At 62.2% G+C, this 15,905-nt stretch carries 13 protein-coding genes; 7 read left to right on the top strand and 6 right to left on the bottom strand.

Annotated elements, in window-relative coordinates:
• Nucleotides 1–21: 21 nt before the first annotated feature.
• Nucleotides 22–711, bottom strand: a complete 690-nt coding sequence (fhuF, locus tag BM317_RS05240) for a siderophore-iron reductase FhuF (protein WP_092165285.1) — start codon at nucleotides 709–711, stop codon at nucleotides 22–24.
• A gap of 199 nt (nucleotides 712–910) precedes the next feature.
• Here fhuF and BM317_RS05235 point away from each other — a divergent pair, with 199 nt between their 5' ends.
• The 4 genes from BM317_RS05235 (at nucleotide 911) to BM317_RS05220 (ending at nucleotide 7,029) form a co-directional block, all read left to right on the top strand.
• Nucleotides 911–2,614, top strand: a complete 1,704-nt coding sequence (locus BM317_RS05235) for an ABC transporter ATP-binding protein/permease (protein WP_092165283.1) — start codon at nucleotides 911–913, stop codon at nucleotides 2,612–2,614.
• A gap of 248 nt (nucleotides 2,615–2,862) precedes the next feature.
• Nucleotides 2,863–4,725 carry an ATP-binding protein gene (locus BM317_RS05230; protein WP_092165281.1) on the top strand — a complete coding sequence of 621 codons (1,863 nt, stop codon included), beginning with the start codon at nucleotides 2,863–2,865 and terminating at the stop codon, nucleotides 4,723–4,725.
• A 336-nt stretch (nucleotides 4,726–5,061) separates the two neighbouring features.
• Nucleotides 5,062–6,072 (top strand): response regulator, encoded by a 1,011-nt coding sequence (locus BM317_RS05225; RefSeq protein WP_092165279.1) that lies wholly within the window; start codon nucleotides 5,062–5,064, stop codon nucleotides 6,070–6,072.
• Between the two features lie 3 nt (nucleotides 6,073–6,075).
• The gene (locus BM317_RS05220; RefSeq protein ID WP_092165277.1) at nucleotides 6,076–7,029 is read left to right on the top strand and encodes a sensor domain-containing diguanylate cyclase; all 954 of its coding nucleotides are present in this window, start codon (nucleotides 6,076–6,078) and stop codon (nucleotides 7,027–7,029) included.
• A 160-nt stretch (nucleotides 7,030–7,189) separates the two neighbouring features.
• Here BM317_RS05220 and treA read toward each other — a convergent pair whose 3' ends face one another.
• On the bottom strand, nucleotides 7,190–8,815 hold the full coding sequence (treA, locus tag BM317_RS05215) for an alpha,alpha-trehalase TreA (protein ID WP_092165637.1): 1,626 nt from the start codon (nucleotides 8,813–8,815) through the stop codon (nucleotides 7,190–7,192).
• A gap of 69 nt (nucleotides 8,816–8,884) precedes the next feature.
• On the opposite strand from treA, the gene BM317_RS05210 reads away from it, so the two are divergent.
• From BM317_RS05210 to BM317_RS05200, 3 genes are all read left to right on the top strand, one after another.
• Nucleotides 8,885–9,403 carry a UxaA family hydrolase gene (locus BM317_RS05210; protein WP_256574046.1) on the top strand — a complete coding sequence of 173 codons (519 nt, stop codon included), beginning with the start codon at nucleotides 8,885–8,887 and terminating at the stop codon, nucleotides 9,401–9,403.
• An 80-nt stretch (nucleotides 9,404–9,483) separates the two neighbouring features.
• Nucleotides 9,484–9,804 carry an isochorismate lyase gene (locus BM317_RS05205; protein ID WP_092165275.1) on the top strand — a complete coding sequence of 107 codons (321 nt, stop codon included), beginning with the start codon at nucleotides 9,484–9,486 and terminating at the stop codon, nucleotides 9,802–9,804.
• 333 nt (nucleotides 9,805–10,137) lie between these two features.
• The gene (locus BM317_RS05200; RefSeq protein WP_092165273.1) at nucleotides 10,138–10,668 is read left to right on the top strand and encodes an AidA/PixA family protein; all 531 of its coding nucleotides are present in this window, start codon (nucleotides 10,138–10,140) and stop codon (nucleotides 10,666–10,668) included.
• Nucleotides 10,669–10,743: 75 nt separating this feature from the next.
• On the opposite strand, the gene BM317_RS05195 is transcribed toward BM317_RS05200, so the two are convergent.
• From BM317_RS05195 to BM317_RS05180, 4 genes are read right to left on the bottom strand one after another with little or no spacing between them, the layout of a single operon-like run.
• Nucleotides 10,744–10,965 (bottom strand): formate dehydrogenase subunit delta, encoded by a 222-nt coding sequence (locus BM317_RS05195; RefSeq protein WP_092165271.1) that lies wholly within the window; start codon nucleotides 10,963–10,965, stop codon nucleotides 10,744–10,746.
• Nucleotides 10,962–13,838 carry a formate dehydrogenase subunit alpha gene (gene fdhF, locus BM317_RS05190; RefSeq protein ID WP_092165269.1) on the bottom strand — a complete coding sequence of 959 codons (2,877 nt, stop codon included), beginning with the start codon at nucleotides 13,836–13,838 and terminating at the stop codon, nucleotides 10,962–10,964. The genes BM317_RS05195 and fdhF overlap by 4 nt, the downstream gene beginning before the upstream one ends.
• Nucleotides 13,835–15,394: a formate dehydrogenase beta subunit gene (locus BM317_RS05185; RefSeq protein ID WP_092473350.1), complete on the bottom strand. Its 1,560-nt coding sequence runs from the start codon at nucleotides 15,392–15,394 to the stop codon at nucleotides 13,835–13,837. Before BM317_RS05185 ends, fdhF begins: the two co-directional genes overlap by 4 nt.
• Complete coding sequence (locus tag BM317_RS05180) at nucleotides 15,388–15,870, bottom strand: formate dehydrogenase subunit gamma (RefSeq protein ID WP_092165265.1); 483 nt, start codon at nucleotides 15,868–15,870, stop codon at nucleotides 15,388–15,390. Before BM317_RS05180 ends, BM317_RS05185 begins: the two co-directional genes overlap by 7 nt.
• Nucleotides 15,871–15,905 lie beyond the last annotated feature (35 nt).

The raw sequence follows: 15,905 nt of genomic DNA, 5'->3' as shown, positions 1-15,905 counted from the left end.
GCACAGCAATGTAAGCTGCGCTCAACCCTCTTCATAGATGTAATGCAGGTAGCTCACCTGTTCCGCCACCGGCAGGCGGTGCAGTTTGGGGCAGGATTCGCACAGCACTGGCGGTTGGCCTTCGACCGGTTCGTGCAGTTGGTAGTGCAGGCAACAATGCCGACGCAAGGGCAAAGTGGGGCATATCTGCGGCGCCGGTGATTCGACCATCCGTTGCAGGCCTCGCAGCTTCAGGCGGCCGTTGTTCACCGTAACCGGTTCCAGCCACTGGTGCGCCTCGGCGAAGCCGTCCCTGGACAGGTCCGGGTCCATCCTGGCGAAGGCGCCGTCCCAGATGGCGACAAAGTTGCCCCACAGTATTTTCGGGGCCAAGCCACCGGCGACGGCCAACGTGCCGAACAGTGGCGCCAGGTGCTCGTGGACCAACCGCGACCAATACACCGCCCGATCCTCCGCGCTCAAGGACGACAGCCCGGCAGCCAGGCCCAGCGCCGCCGGTTGGCCGTCGTCGTGCAACAACAACGCGCCCTCGCCCCAGAACTCGATCGCGCAGCCACGCGTGAGCACACAGGCCAGGGTGGCCGGCAAGACAATGCTCATGTAGTTCATCGACCACTGCGAAACCACGGCGGCGCGGTTCACCTCCGGGTAACGCAGGGCAAATCGGGTCAGCAAGGGTTGCAACGCGGCAGGGTCGGCAAGCTGGCTCAACGTGATGGAAGGCTGGTCGCCAGGTTCCTGCCGGACGACCCGCTGTATGGGCGGCCAGGCCTGGTTAAGCCATTCTGGAAATTCGATAACGGGGCTCCCGTGGCTTTCCCTAATTAATGCAAACGATTAGCATTGGCTGATCCTATCCTCCCTCCCCTGCAAACTCAACGTCGTTAGCGACCAGGCTCACCAAGATCCCATGCACACAATCCGCAATTTCTGGCGCCTCGCGCGGCCCTTCTGGGCTTCCGAGGAAAAGTACCCGGCCCTGTTGCTGCTGTTGGCTACCGTACTGATGACCCTGTGCCTGGTCGGTGTCAACATCCTCACCAATTTCTGGAACCTGCACTTCTATAACGCCTTGCAGGCCTTGGATTACCACGGTTTCCTGATCGGTAGCCTGCAGTTCATCCTGCTGCAGATCGGCATGGCCGCCTTTACCGTTGGCGCGTTCCATTTCCAGCAGAAGCTGACCATCCGCTGGCGGCGCTGGGCGACCCGCAACATGCTCGATCAATGGCTGGGCAGCCAGCGCTACCAGAAGCTGAAGCTGACCGAGACCGAGGTCGACAACCCCGACCAGCGGATCGCCGAGGACATCGACCTGTTTATCGTCAAGTCGCTCAAGTTGAGCCTGGGCCTGTTGACGTCGGTGGTGTCGCTGTTTTCCTTCCTGCATATCCTCTGGCAAGCCTCCAGCCTCGTCAGCGTGCCGTTCAACGACCAATCGATCGTCATTCCCGGGCTGCTGGTGTGGGTCGCCCTGGTGTATGCGCTCCTGGGCACCGGCCTTGCATTCTGGCTCGGACGTGCGCTGCCCAGCCTCAACTTCATGCAACAGCGGCGTGAAGCGGACTTTCGTTTCTCGCTCATCCGCCTGAGGGAGAACGCGGACTCGGTGGCGCAATACCGCGGCGAAGTCGTGGAGAACGAACGCTTCAACCACCGCCTGGAGGCGGCGCTGGACAACTTCTGGGCGCTGGTGAAAAAACAGAAGCTGATCATGGGCTACTCGACCTTCTATTTGCGCAGCGCGACGGTCATACCGATGTTCATCATGGCGCCACAGTTCTTTGCCGGCGCCTTTCCCCTTGGCCGCCTGACGCAGATAAGCGCGGCCTTCGGCGAAGTGCACGCGGCCATCGCCTACCTGGTGAGCGTGTTCCCGGAACTGTCGGAATGGAAATCGGTGATCGACCGCTTGGTTGGCTTCCAGGAGCGCCTGGATAACATCGAGGTCAAGTCCCAGGTCAGGCACCAACAACAGGCCAGCGGCCTCGATATCAAGGACCTGGACATCTGGCTGCCAAACGGCCGGCCGTTGTTCAAAGGCTTCAACCTGTCACTCAAGCCCGGTGACAGCCTGATGATCAGCGCGCCGTCCGGCTACGGCAAATCGACGCTGATCCGCACGATTACCGGGCTGTGGCCCCACGCGCGCGGCTCGAGCGGCTATGACCGTGAGCGCGCCCTGACCCTGTCGCAAAAACCCTACCTGCCGTTGGGCAGCCTGCGCGAAGCGCTCTGGTACCCCCACCCACCCCGTCGCGAAGAGGATGCCACGCTGCGCCAGGTCATGGAGCAGGTCGGCCTGCAACACCTGAGCGATCAGTTGGAGCAGGAGCGCGACTGGTCACAGACCCTGAGCATCGGCGAACAACAACGCTGTGCCTTCGTCAGGGCCCTGCTGGCCCGGCCCACGGTGCTGTTCCTCGACGAAAGCAGCTCGGCGCTGGATGCGGCAAACGAAGCGCGTTGCTATCAACTGCTCAAGCAGACGCTGCCGGACACGATCCTGATCAGCGTCGGCCACAGTGCCGCCCTGGAGCACTTCCATTGGCAAATCCTTGAACTCAAGGACGAGGCGCAATGGGTGCATCGCAAGATCAAGCAAGCGGTGTGATCCCGATAGGGCAAACACTGAACAACCTGTGGCGAAGGGAGCCTTGCTCCCACCAAATCCCCTCACCACAAAGTCCTCAGTATTCCAGTCAATCCAGGCGCCATTCCCGCATTGGCATGCAGAGTTTGTGGTCTATAGTTCCTGACAGATCCCAGGATCTTTCGCTCGGGCCATCAGGAGCTACACCCCTCGAGCCGCACCGCGTCGACGCCCACCAGCCGTCGGTCGAACAATGCAGGGAGCACACCATGCCGATCGAGCGGCCTGAGACACTGAGGTTGGCCCCTGGCACCGCCCATTGCGCCGAGGCCGATGACGATACCGAGGCCGGCGTGCTTCGGCGCGCCTTCGACCAGGCCAAGGAAGCCTACATCCTGTTCCCGCTGCTGGCCGTTCTGCTGTTGCTGGCCATCTGGAGCGCTACCCTCTACCTGATCAAGGTCGAACATCTTCGCGCGCAGCAAAGCGCCGCGACGGCCAGCCTGGAAATGAGCGCCACCTACGAAGCGCAAATGCTGCGCGCTATCCATGAAATCGATCAAACCCTCAAGCTGGTCAAATACACCTATGAGACCGAGGGCGAGCCCAATCCCCTGCGCCAGCTCCAGGAGCGGGCCTTGTTGCCGCCGGCCTTGCTGTTCGACGTCAGCGTGGTCAACCCGGACGGCAGGCTCGTGGCGAGTACGCGGATCAACGACCGGGAAAATATCGCCAACCCGAATGAGCAGCAAACACTGCGGCACAGCGACTCATTGTCCATCAGTCAGCCGTGGAAAAGTCCGGTCACGGGAGAATGGCGCTTGCGCTTCAGCCGGCGACTCGACGCCGCGGATGGCACGCTTTCCGGGATCGCCAGGGTCGAGGTCGATGCCGCCTATTTCGTCAGCAGCTACGACGCCTCGAAACTCGGCGAACAGGGTACGCTCGGGTTGCTGGGCACTGACGGCCTCTTCCGCGTGCGGCGCACCGGAGAAACGGTAATGGCCGGCGATACGGCCAATTACACGGCGGAGGTGGCGAACACGGAAAACACCGAGGCGGTGCTCTCGGTCAATGGTTGGGACGGGGTGCGGCGCTACACCAGTGCCCGCCCGCTCCATGACTTCCCGCTGGCGGTGATTGTCGGGTTGTCCGAGGAGGAACAACTGGCCGCGGTGAACCAGCAAGCGCGTACCTACCTCTGGCTCGCGGTGGGCGGCAGCCTGCTGCTGGTGCTGCTGGTGGGTGTGCTCGCCCGGATGAGCCGGCAACTGGCGCAGAGCCGTTTGCGCGCCGCCGAAGCCCATGCTCAACTGGCCGCCGCCGCTCGCCAGGCCAGCATGGCCGAAATCGCCACCAACGTCCTGCACAACGTGGGCAACGTGCTCAACAGCGTGAATGTTTCCGCAGACCTGGTCACCCGCAAGCTGCGCGCCGGCAAGGCCCTGGGGCTCGGTAAGGCGGTGCAAATGATGAACGAGCACGCCGATGACCTCGGCGACTTCATCACCCACGACGAGAAAGGCAAGCTGCTGCCCGGCTACCTGAACCAACTGGTGGACGCACTTGCGGTGGAGCAACAGAGCATGACCGAAGAACTCGGCCAACTGAGCAAAAGCGTTGATCACATCAAGGAAATCGTCGCCGCCCAGCAATCTTACGCAGGCACCTCCAGCCTTGCCGAAACCGTGCAGATCAAGGAACTGATCGAGGATGCCGTACGCATGAACGCCAGCACCATCGCGGCGCGTCGGATCACCGTGGTGCGAGACCTGGCCGAAACACCCTTGCTGCAACTGGACAAGCACCGGGTGCTGCTGATCCTGATCAACCTGATAAAAAACGCCAGCAGGGCGATGGATGACCGGCCGGAGCTGCCCCCTCAAATCATCCTTCAGAGCGAAATCCCCCAAGAAGACACCCTGGTGATCAAGGTCATCGACAACGGCGAAGGCATAGCGCCCGAGAACCTGACGCGGATCTTTGCCCATGGCTTTACCACACGCAAGGATGGTCATGGTTTTGGCCTGCATAGCTGCGTCCTGGCGGCCATGGAGATGGGCGGCTCGCTGGAGGCCCATAGCGATGGCCCGGGAACAGGCGCGACCTTTACGCTCAAACTGGCGATCTAGGCTACGCTTCGGTGCGTGATAACGCGCAGCTTCAGCCAACGTTACAAGGAACAGACGAATGGCGATCCACGCAACGAGGTTACCTTGAACCCATGGTGAAAAAGCCCGATACCTTGGCTCTGGTAGCCAATCGCACGCCGACCGTGGCTTTGCATGGAGTGTCGATGAACAAGTGCAGTTGACGCCCCTGACTTATTGGTCCAGTTTCTAATGCAACCGAGCCCCGCAGTTTTCGTGCAGGACGCTAAGCCTGATAAACCCGGTTCGTTAATCAAAGGGTCTTTGCAAGCCTATGAATGATGTCAGTAGCCCCTCCTTCCCTGCCATTGATCAGCCATGGTCATTCCTGTGTCGTTGATTCCCCTGGTGGTGTGTGACGACTCCAACATGGCGCGCAAACAGGTGTTGCGTGCACTGCCGACAGACTGGCCGGTTTCGGTCACCGAGGCGAGCAATGGCCGCCAGGCCATGGACGCCATACGCCAGGGCCTGGGGCATGTGGTGCTGCTCGACCTGACCATGCCGGAAATGGATGGCTACCAGGTATTGAGCGCCTTGCGCGACGAAGGATTGAAGGCGCAGGTCATCGTGATTTCCGGTGACGTCCAGGATGAGGCGGTGCGCCGCGTACATGAGCTGGGCGCGCTGGCATTCCTGAAAAAACCGTTCGATGAAAACGACCTGCGCCAGACGCTGGCGCGGCTGGGGCTACTGGCCCAACCCAGCCAGGTGCCATTGCAGAATCGTTCGGTCACGACCACGGCCATCAGTTTCCACGATGTGTTCCGCGAGACGGTCAACGTGGCCATCGGCCGGGCAGCGGCCCTGATCGCCAAGGTGCTGGGGGTCTTCGTGCAATTGCCGGTGCCGAACGTGAACCTCCTCGAAGTCGGTGAGTTGCACATGGCCTTGACCGACGTTGGCAGCGCCCAGCAACTCACCGCGATCTGCCAGGGTTTTATCGGCAGCGGCATCGCTGGCGAAGCCCTGTTGATCTTCCATGACTCGGAAATCGCCGACATCGCGCAATTGATGCAGCGCCAGAGCGCCGACTATTCGGACCTGGAGATGTTGCTGGACCTTTCCAGCGTCCTGATCGGCGCGTGCCTGAGCAGCATTGCCGAACAGATCGACGTGGTGTTTTCCCAGGGCCACCCGCAGATTCTCGGCCAGCACGCAGCCATCGAGGAACTGATCCGGACCAACAGCAAACACTGGAAAAAGACCTTGGCGGTGGAAATCAGCTACAGCCTGGAAGGGCACGATATTCGTTTCGACCTGTTGCTGTTGTTCACGGAAGACTCCATCGAACGGTTGACCCACAAACTTGCCTACCTGATGAACTGAGCCATGAGCGAATCCATCGATCTGAACGAATTCCACTGGTTGCTGGCCATCGTTCAGAGCATCGACGTCGGGGTGGTGGTGCTCGACCGCGAGTACCGCGTGCAAGTCTGGAACACCTTCATGGAGAACCGCTCCGGGGTACAGCCCAAGGACGCGCACAACCAGCTTTTTTTCAGCCTGTTCCCCGAAATCGATCGCCAATGGTTCTGCCGCAAGGTGGAAAGCGTCGCGACCCTGGGCACGCCAGCGTTCACGGTCTGGGAGCAGCGCCCGTACTTGATGCGCTTCAAGAGTTACCAGCCGATCACCGGCCAGGAGGCGTTCATGTACCAGAACACCACACTGCTGCCGCTGCGCTCGCCCGACAACACCATCAAGCACATCTGCCTGGTGATCTATGACGTTACCGACGTCGCCACCAACCGGCATCAACTCCAGGCCGCCAACGCACAGCTGCAGCGACTCTCCAGCACCGATCGGCTGACGGGGCTGTACAACCGTGGTCATTGGGAGAGCAACCTGAAAGCCGCCTACGCCCGGCACCAGCGCTATGGCCATGCGTTGAGCCTGGTCATGCTCGACATCGATCATTTCAAGCGGGTCAACGACACCTACGGTCACCAGGCTGGCGACAAGGTCATCGAGCACGTCGCCAAGCTGCTGCACGAACATGTACGCGAGTCCGACGTGGCCGGGCGTTATGGCGGTGAAGAGTTCGCCGTGGTGCTTTCAGACACCGACAAGGCTGGTGCACATATTTTCGCCGAGCGCCTGCGCAAGGCTATCGAAGCACTGGAAGTGCAGTTCAACGACCAGACTATCCGCTTCACCGTCAGCCTGGGAGTGGCGGACCTGAGCCAGCCCTCGAACGACCACGCCGAGCTGATCGCCAGGGCCGACCAGGCGCTGTATACCTCGAAGAAGACCGGACGCAATCGGGTGACGGTGCATGAATAGCGAGCCCATTTTTTTTCCAGGATGACGGTGAGGTTTGATGCCCACCTCACATCCCTTGTGGGAGCGAGCTTGCTCGCGATAGCGTTGGTTCAGCAGCATTGAGGGTGGCTGGCACGCCGTCATCGCGAGCAAGCTCGCTCCCACATGGGTTCATTGGCATTCACTGGCCAAGGGTTGAGGAAGTCTGGCCATATTTACCCAACAGCTTGAGCGTCACCCCATTCGTCCAGCCGAAGCCGTCCTGCAATTCATATTCGCCACCTCCCCCGCCGTCGCCCCGTCCGGACAGGTCGTATTTCTCCACCAGCTTGTTTTCCTTGCGGTAGAGGTTCTCGACCTGCTGCAAGAAGCGACTGCCTACCTGTTGCACCAACGCGGTGTGCCCGTAGCGGTCCAGCCCCTCCACCGCGACCCATTGCAGCGGTGCCCAGCCATTGGGTTCGTCCCACTGCTGGCCAGTGTCGACTTGGGTGGTGGCGATACCTGCGGCACGCAACAGGCCATCACGGACCGCATCGGCGGTGCGATGGGCATGTTCGGCGCCGGCCAGGCCGGTGTACAGCGGGAAAAGCGTCGCCGCCGTGAGCTGCTGGCGTTGTTGCCGGCGTTGCCAGTCGTAGTCCACGTAGAAACCTTTGTCGGCATTCCACAAGTGCTGCTCGATGGCCCGCTGGCGCAATTCGGCGCGCCGGCCGTAAGCCTGGACGCACGGGCCGTTCTGCACCGTCTCGCAGGCTTTGGCGATGGTCTGTTCCAGATGATAGATCAGGCTATTGAGGTCCACGGGCACAATGGCAGTGGTGCGAATACTCGCCAGGTTCTGTCCGTCGTCCAACCAGCGCGAGCTGAAGTCCCAGCCACTTTCGGCGCCGGCGCGCAGGTCACGCCAGACCTCCTCCTTGGGGCGATCCGGCGCCTGTTCGGCGGTGCTGACATCTTGCAACCAGGATTCCTGTCGAGGCGTCGGGCTGGCATCCCAATAGCGGTTGAGCACACTGCCATCGGCGAGTTTGACCACGTGCCGATCCGCAGCGCCGGGCTTGAGTGCCTGGGCGCCCTCCATCCAATAGGCATACTCCTTCTGCAACTGTGGCAGGTATCGCCCATAGGCCTGGTCACCTTCGATGCGCGCCTGCAACTCCACCATGTAGGCGAAAAATGGCGGCTGCGACCGGCTCAGGTAGTAGGTGCGATTGCCGTTGGGAATGTGGCCGTAGGTGTCGATCATGTAGGCAAAGTTATCGGTCATCTGGCGGACCCGGGCCTTATCGCCGCTTTGCTCGAGACCCAGCATGGTGAAATACGAATCCCAGTAATACATCTCGCGAAAGCGTCCGCCAGGTACCACATAGGGCTGCGGCAAGGGCAACAAACTGCTGTAGGCCGGCACCTGGCTGTAGGATCGGCTCAGTATCGGCCAGAGGCTGTCAATGTGTTCCTGGATCGGAGCGCCGGGCTTGGGCGCCGGGCTTTCGGCTTGGCCAGATTCGATGAAGTTGTCTTTCACGAAGGCCTTGATATCGAAGCCGTCGCGACCACGTTGGGCCAGGTAGTCGGCGCGGATCTGTGCCGGATCACGGTTGGGCAGTGCGTCCACGAAATGCTTCTGGTCGGTGAACACCTGCCCACGCTGCACCGCTTCAAAGAGCTCGGGGTAGGCCTGGTCGGGGGGAAGATTGGCCCGTCCCTGGGCGTCGACGTAGCTCCATGTGGCAGGCGGTTGGCTTGAACAGGCCACGCACAGCAGCGCGGCAAAGGAAAGGCTGGTGAGTTCAATAGGTCGCATCAAGGGGTCCATCCTGTTTTTCGTTCCTGACAAACGAGTGACCTGCCGGAATGGACCTGGGTTCAGCCGATGATGCAGCGCCGGGCGACGCCTGGCGATGATGTCGCGGTGGCCCGAGGCGATATCGCCGAAGGTCAGCCGGTGAGTGCCGACGGCATCAGCCTGGTCGCCCGGCAGGCGATTCCGTCCGGCCACAAGATCGCCCTGCGCCCGGTGTTGGCCGGCCAGCGTGTGCTCAAGTACGGCCAGGCCACTCAGGCCATCGAGCCGGGCGATCACGTCCACGTGAACAATCTGGACATGCCCGCCAATACGACCGAACACAGCGTACGTAACGTGTATGCCCCCACGTCGTTGAGCGAGAATCCCGCGACCTTCGAAGGTTACGTCCGCGAGGATGGACGCGTCGGCACACGCAATTACATCGGGGTCATTTCCAACGTCAATTGCTCGCTCCCACAGTTTGATCGGTGGTGCACCTCGATTTTGCGGCCTGTCCAAGTCTCCTGTGGGAGCGAGCTTGCTCGCGATGGCGGCAGCACTCACCATCGTTGTCACAGGCAAGCTCCCCCCGCTTGCCAAACCTGATGGCCTGGATTGGCATTCAACCCACATCAGCACATCGGCCCAGGCTGGGCCGAGCCTGCTCAAACAATGGAGCGATCTACATGGAAGTCTGCAATCGGCTGCAACCCTCGGAGTGCGTCAGCATGGAGGACATCCGAGGTGAAATCGATGCCCTCGATCAGGCGGTCATCAAATTGCTGGGCAAGCGTTTTCAATACGTACTCGCGGCTTCGAAGTTCAAGACCTCGGCCACGTCGGTACGTGCGCCGGAGCGTTTCAAGGCGATGCTGGCGACACGACGGGAATGGGCCGAGGCCGAGGGCCTGAACCCGGATGCCATCGAAAGAATGTACAGCGACCTGGTGAACCACTTCATTGCCGAAGAAATGAAGCACTGGGCGGCCGATCAAGCCCGGAGCTGATTTTTCCTGCTTCGCTGGCAAGGGCGTCCCCTCCTTGCCAGCATCCTGTCCTCCGGCGAGTTCGGGAGCAATCGCCGACAAAATTCGTACGCCTTTGGCCACTGAAACCACCCGCAAACCACCCAGAATCCAGTGGGTGATCGTCCACGCCAAAAGTAAATCAACGCCTTGTTTGTGTTGCGCTTCGCTCTGCTTGGCCAGCGTCAAGCATTCGAGATTTGACACTACAAAGCTATCACCTATCGTTCCTCTCGAGACCGCACCCAGGGACCGGGTGGCCCGGACGCCTTTGCAGGCGCGGTCGTCAATGTCATTCCCTCAAGGAGCAACAAAATGTCTGGAACGACCCAAACCATTGATGTGCTGGTCAACGTTGACGCCGATTACCTGCTCGCCCACCCCAACGACGTAGGCGGCGCGATTGCCATGCTGGTGACCCGCAGTGCCATCGACAGCCATGCCAACATCACCAGCGGCGAAGGCGAAGGCGGTAACGAATTGTGGTTCGACGTAAAACCCGGTGACATCATTCGTTGGCGCGCCACCACGCTGTCGCGCAACTTCGACCGCATCGCATTGATCAAGGACGTCGAGATTGGCGACCCTCACCAGGGCGGTGATTACAAGGGCACCATTTCGAAGCCGACACCGTTCAACATTCCCGGCATCCCCGTGCCTTATCTGGACAACGGCGCCCCCGGCGGTATCGCCAAAACCGATGTGACCTATACCTTCTGGCAGTCCACTGCACTGAGCCCAGGCAAGCTCTGGTACCAAATCTACTTCGTTCTGCTGGACCGAAACCTGAACCAGATTGGCCCGACCAACACCTGGGACCCCTACATCACCGTCAATAACCAATAACTGAAAGGTACACAGCCCTGTGGGAGCAGAGCTTGCTCCCACAGGTTTGAGGCTTAGCTGACTGGCATTACTTTCCTAGGCCGCTTTTTCAAACTCCATCAATGCTGCCAACACCAACGGGTGCAGGACAGCGTCAGGATGTTTCGTTTGCCAGGCCATCAAGTCGCGACACATGGTTGGCGTCCAGAAGCTCTTGATGTGCTGATACACACCACGCACCGCCACCGCATGGTCCGGCTCACTGGCGAAGTACTGACCGATCTGGTTGGCCATCTTGATCAAGCTGTCAGAGCTCATCGACGCACCTCGGCTTTTTCGGCATGGCGACGTTCCCTCAGCAGGCGGCCTTGTTCATCACTGAAGGCCTGGTAACGCTTCTGCCATTCCGAAGGCTGGCTGACCCGCACGATCTCCACCGCTGTCACCTTGTATTCCGGACAATTGGTGGCCCAGTCGGAGTTATCGGTGGTGATCACATTGGCGCCCGATTCCGGGAAGTGGAACGTGGTGTAGACCACGCCCGGCGCCACCCGCTCGGTCACCCTCGCGCGCAGCACCGTCTGCCCGGCACGGCTGCCGATACCGACCCAGTCTTCGTCGACGATCCCGCGGTTCTCGGCATCGGTCGGGTGGATTTCCAGACGGTCCTCCTCGTGCCAGGCGACGTTTTCGGTGCGCCGGGTCTGGGCGCCGACGTTGTACTGGCTGAGGATGCGGCCGGTGGTCAGCAGCAGCGGGTAGCGGTTGTTGACCTTCTCTTCGGTGGGCACGTAGCCGGTGAGCATGAAGCGGCCCTTGCCGCGCACGAACTGCTCGATGTGCATGGTCGGCGTGCCGTCCGGCGCGGCATCGTTGCAAGGCCATTGCAGGCTGCCGTGGCGCTCCAGTTCGGCGTAGCTGACGCGGGTGAAGGTCGGCGTCAGGCGGGCGATTTCATCCATGATTTCCGAAGGGTGGTTGTAGTGCATCTTGTAGCCCAGGGCATCGGCCAGGGCGATGGTGGCTTCCCAATCGGCCTTGCCGGCCAATGGGTCCATCACCTTGCGAACACGGGAGATACGGCGTTCGGCGTTGGTAAAGGTGCCGTCCTTCTCCAGGAACGAGCTGCCCGGCAGGAACACGTGGGCGAACTTGGCCGTCTCGTTGAGGAAGATGTCCTGGACGATCACGCATTCCAGCGCGGACAGCGCGGCCGTCACATGCTGGGTATTGGGGTCGCTCTGGGCGATGTCTTCACCTTGGCAATAAAGCGCCTTGAAGGTGCCGTCCAGGGCCGCTTCGAACATGTTCGGGATACGCAGGCCCGGGTCGGGTTGCAGGGTGACGTTCCAGGCCTGCTCGAACTCGGCGCGGACCGCTTCGTTGGAGATGTGCCGATAGCCTGGCAACTCGTGGGGGAACGAGCCCATGTCGCAGGAGCCCTGGACGTTGTTCTGCCCACGCAGCGGGTTCACCCCGACACCTTCGCGACCGATATTGCCGGTCGCCATGGCCAGGTTGGCGATGCCCATGACCGAGGTGCTGCCTTGACTGTGTTCGGTGACGCCGAGGCCGTAGTAGATGGCCGCGTTACCGCCAGTGGCGTAGAGCCGTGCCGCAGCGCGGATCTGCTCGGCAGGTACGCCGCAAACCGGGCCCAGGACCTCGGGCGAGTTTTCCGGCAGGCTGACGAAATCGCGCCAGCGGGCGAAATCCGCCGCCTCGCAGCGAGCTTCGACAAAAGGCAGGTCAATCAAGCCCTCGGTGGCAATCACATGGCCCAACGCGTTGAGCATTGCCACGTTGGTGCCCGGACGCAGTTGCAAGTGCAGCTCGGCGCGGGCATGGGGCGAATCCACCAGGTCGATGCGCCGTGGGTCGATGACAATCAGTCGCGCGCCCTGGCGCAGGCGGCGCTTGAGCTGGGAGCCGAACACCGGGTGCGCGTCGGTTGGGTTGGCGCCCATCACCAGGATCACGTCGGCCTTCATCACCGAATCGAAATTCTGGGTCCCGGCGGACTCGCCCAGGGTCTGCTTGAGGCCGTAACCGGTAGGCGAATGGCAGACACGGGCGCAGGTGTCGACGTTGTTGTTGCCGAACGCGGTGCGCACCAGTTTCTGCACCAGGTAGGTTTCTTCGTTGGTGCAGCGGCTGGACGTGATGCCGCCGATGGAGTCGCGCCCGTACTTGAGCTGGATCCGGCGCAGTTCGCTGGCGGCGTAGGTGACCGCCTCGTCCCAGCTGACTTCCTGCCACGGGTCGTTGATGTGCTTGCGGATCATCGGCTTGGTGATGCGATCCGGGTGCGTGGCGTAGCCCCAGGCGAAGCGACCCTTGACGCAGGAATGGCCGTGGTTGGCCTGGCCGTTCTTGTCCGGAACCATGCGCACCAGTTGTTCGCCTTTCATCTCGGCGCGGAACGAGCAACCCACGCCGCAGTAGGCGCACGTGGTGATGACGCTGCGCTCCGGCTGGCCGATTTCCACGACGCTCTTGTCGATCAGGGTCGCCGTCGGGCACGCCTGTACGCAAGCGCCGCAAGACACGCATTCGGAGTCGAGGAAATTGTCACCCCCGGCCGCTTCCACCCGGGAATCGAAGCCACGCCCGCTGATGGTCAGGGCGAAGGTGCCCTGGATTTCCTCACAGGCACGCACGCAGCGGCTGCAGACGATGCACTTGCTCGGGTCGTAGTCGAAATACGGGTTGGAAACGTCCTTGGCCTCGTCCAGGTGGTTGGCACCTTCGTAGCCATAGCGCACTTCCCGCAGGCCCACCTGCCCCGCCACGGTCTGCAATTCGCAGTTGCCATTGGCCGAGCAGGTCAGGCAGTCCAGCGGGTGGTCGGAAATGTACAGCTCCATCACGTTGCGTCGCAGCGTGGCGAGCTTGGAGGTTTGCGTGCGCACCACCATGCCCTCGGTCACCGGCGTGGTGCAGGACGCGGGATAGCCACGCATGCCGTCGATTTCCACCAGGCACATGCGGCAGGAGCCGAAGGCTTCGAGGCTGTCGGTGGCGCAGAGCTTGGGAATGGTGGTGCCGAGCAAGGCCGCGGCACGCATGACCGAAGTGCCGGAGGCGACGCTGATTTCGCGCCCGTCGATGGTCAGGCTGACCTGCACGGCGCTTTCACGCGCCGGGGTGCCCAGGTCGATATCGGTGCGGGGATCGAAGATGGTAATCATTGGTCGGCCTCCGTGGTCGCCAGACCGAAGTCGGCGGGAAAATGCTTGAGGGCGCTGGCGACAGGGTAGGACGTCATCCCACCGAGGGCACAGAGCGAACCGTATTGCAGGGTGTCGCACAGGTCCTGCAGCAACAGGGCCTGTTCCTGACGGGCACCGGCTTCGGTGCTGGCGATCAAGCGATCCACCACTTCCACCCCGCGGGTGGAGCCGATCCGGCATGGCGTGCACTTGCCGCAGGATTCCTCGGCGCAGAACTGCAAGGCGAACCGGGCCATCTGGGCCATGTCCAGGCTGTCGTCGGCGACTACCACACCACCGTGGCCGAGCATCGCCCCCATGGCGGCGAACGCTTCGTAGTCCAGCGGCGTATCGAACTGCGAAGGCGGCACCCAGGCACCCAACGGCCCACCCACTTGCGCGGCCTTCAGCGGGCGTCCGCTGGCGGTACCGCCGCCGTAACCTTCCACCAATTCTCGCAGGCTCAGGCCGAAGGCGCGTTCCACCAGGCCGCCGTGACGGACATTGCCGGCCAGTTGGAACGGCATCGTGCCCAGGGAACGGCCCATGCCGAAGTCGCGATAGAGCTGCGCGCCCTTCTCCAGGATGATCGGCACCGAGGTCAAGGTCAGCACGTTATGCACCAGTGTCGGCAACCCGAACAGGCCTTGCAGCGCCGGCAGCGGCGGCTTGGCGCGCACCGTGCCGCGCTTGCCCTCGAGGGACTCCAAAAGCGCCGTTTCCTCGCCGCAGATATAAGCGCCGGCACCGACCCGCACTTCCAGCTCGAACGTGTGGCCACTGCCGCCGACGTTCGCGCCCAGGTAACCGGCCTCACGGGCGATGTGCAGCGCGTCGTTCAGCGTACTGACGGCGTCCGGGTACTCCGAACGCACGTAGATATAGCCCATCGTCGCGCCTACGGCGATGCCGGCGATGATCATGCCTTCGATCAGCAGGAAGGGGTCGCCTTCCATCAGCATACGGTCAGCGAACGTGCCGGAGTCGCCTTCGTCGGCGTTGCAGACCACGTACTTCTGCGGCCCCTGGGCATCACGCACAGTGCGCCACTTGATGCCCGCCGGAAACGCCGCACCACCCCGGCCACGCAGGCCGGAGTCCAGCACGCTGGCGACGACATCTGCGCCGTCCATCTGGATGGACCGGGCCAGGCCCAGGAAGCCGCCCCGGGCACGGTAGTCGTCCAAAGACAGCGGTTGCGTGATGCCGGCGCGCGCGAACAGCAGGCGCTGCTGACTCTTGAGATAGGGAATCTCCTCCACCGGCCCCAGGGCCAGCGGATGGCTACCAGGATCGCCTGCCAGGGCATCCAGCAGGCCCGGCACATCGGCGGGCGTGACAGGGCCGAAGCCCAGCCGGACGCCGGCGCTTTCCAGCTCCACCAACGGTTCCAGCCAGTAGAGGCCACGGGAACTGGTGCGCAACACCGTCAGCGGCAGCTGGCGACGTTCAGCCTCACGGACCAACGCATCGGCCACCTTGTCCGCGCCCACGGCACGGGCCACCGAATCACGGGGGATACAGAGCGTCAGCATGCGCCCTCCTCCATGCAATCATTGACCAACTGACGCAGACGCTCGGGCGTGATCCGGGCATGCAGTTCCCCGTCCAGCTCCAGGGCCGGCGAGCAGACGCAGGCCCCCAGGCAATAGACCGGGCGCAGGCTGATACTGCCATCGGCGCTGGTGCCGTGATCGTCCAGCGCCAACTGCTCGCGCAACTGCGCAGCCAGGGCTTCGGCGCCCATGCTCTTGCAGGACTCGGCCCGGCACAGGCGAAGCGTATGGCGCGCCGGCGGCGTGGTGCGGAAATCGTGGTAGAAACTGATGACCCCGCGCACTTCAGCCAGGCTGAGGTTCAGGGCGTGGGCGATCTCCGGGACGGCGTTGTCGGGGACATACCCGCAGCCTGCCTGGATGGCATGGAGAATAGGCAGCAAGGCACCGGGGGTGTCCTTTTCGCGCGCAAGCACGCTATGGATCAAAGGCAGGTGAAGCGTCTCATCAGGCATAAACGTACCTCGGCATCTCGAACGACACCGCCGCA

It is taken from the genome of Pseudomonas sp. NFACC24-1 (assembly GCF_900115235.1).
GTDB classification, from domain to species: Bacteria; Pseudomonadota; Gammaproteobacteria; order Pseudomonadales; family Pseudomonadaceae; genus Aquipseudomonas; species Aquipseudomonas fluorescens_AA.
Note: the sequence above shows the minus strand (reverse complement) of the source record. Positions and strands in the feature narration are given on the sequence as shown.

What these genes read in the sequence shown, in the direction of transcription:
- BM317_RS05230 (WP_092165281.1), top strand. Translation starts at nt 2,863, where the DNA reads ATGCCGATCGAGCGGCCTGAGACACTGAGGTTGGCCCCTGGCACCGCC.
- BM317_RS05200 (WP_092165273.1), top strand. Translation starts at nt 10,138, where the DNA reads ATGTCTGGAACGACCCAAACCATTGATGTGCTGGTCAACGTTGACGCC.
- BM317_RS05235 (WP_092165283.1), top strand. Translation starts at nt 911, where the DNA reads ATGCACACAATCCGCAATTTCTGGCGCCTCGCGCGGCCCTTCTGGGCT.
- treA (WP_092165637.1), bottom strand. Translation starts at nt 8,815, where the DNA reads ATGCGACCTATTGAACTCACCAGCCTTTCCTTTGCCGCGCTGCTGTGC.
- BM317_RS05180 (WP_092165265.1), bottom strand. Translation starts at nt 15,870, where the DNA reads ATGCCTGATGAGACGCTTCACCTGCCTTTGATCCATAGCGTGCTTGCG.
- BM317_RS05195 (WP_092165271.1), bottom strand. Translation starts at nt 10,965, where the DNA reads ATGAGCTCTGACAGCTTGATCAAGATGGCCAACCAGATCGGTCAGTAC.
- BM317_RS05185 (WP_092473350.1), bottom strand. Translation starts at nt 15,394, where the DNA reads ATGCTGACGCTCTGTATCCCCCGTGATTCGGTGGCCCGTGCCGTGGGC.
- BM317_RS05220 (WP_092165277.1), top strand. Translation starts at nt 6,076, where the DNA reads ATGAGCGAATCCATCGATCTGAACGAATTCCACTGGTTGCTGGCCATC.
- BM317_RS05210 (WP_256574046.1), top strand. Translation starts at nt 8,885, where the DNA reads ATGATGCAGCGCCGGGCGACGCCTGGCGATGATGTCGCGGTGGCCCGA.
- fdhF (WP_092165269.1), bottom strand. Translation starts at nt 13,838, where the DNA reads ATGATTACCATCTTCGATCCCCGCACCGATATCGACCTGGGCACCCCG.
- BM317_RS05225 (WP_092165279.1), top strand. Translation starts at nt 5,062, where the DNA reads ATGGTCATTCCTGTGTCGTTGATTCCCCTGGTGGTGTGTGACGACTCC.
- BM317_RS05205 (WP_092165275.1), top strand. Translation starts at nt 9,484, where the DNA reads ATGGAAGTCTGCAATCGGCTGCAACCCTCGGAGTGCGTCAGCATGGAG.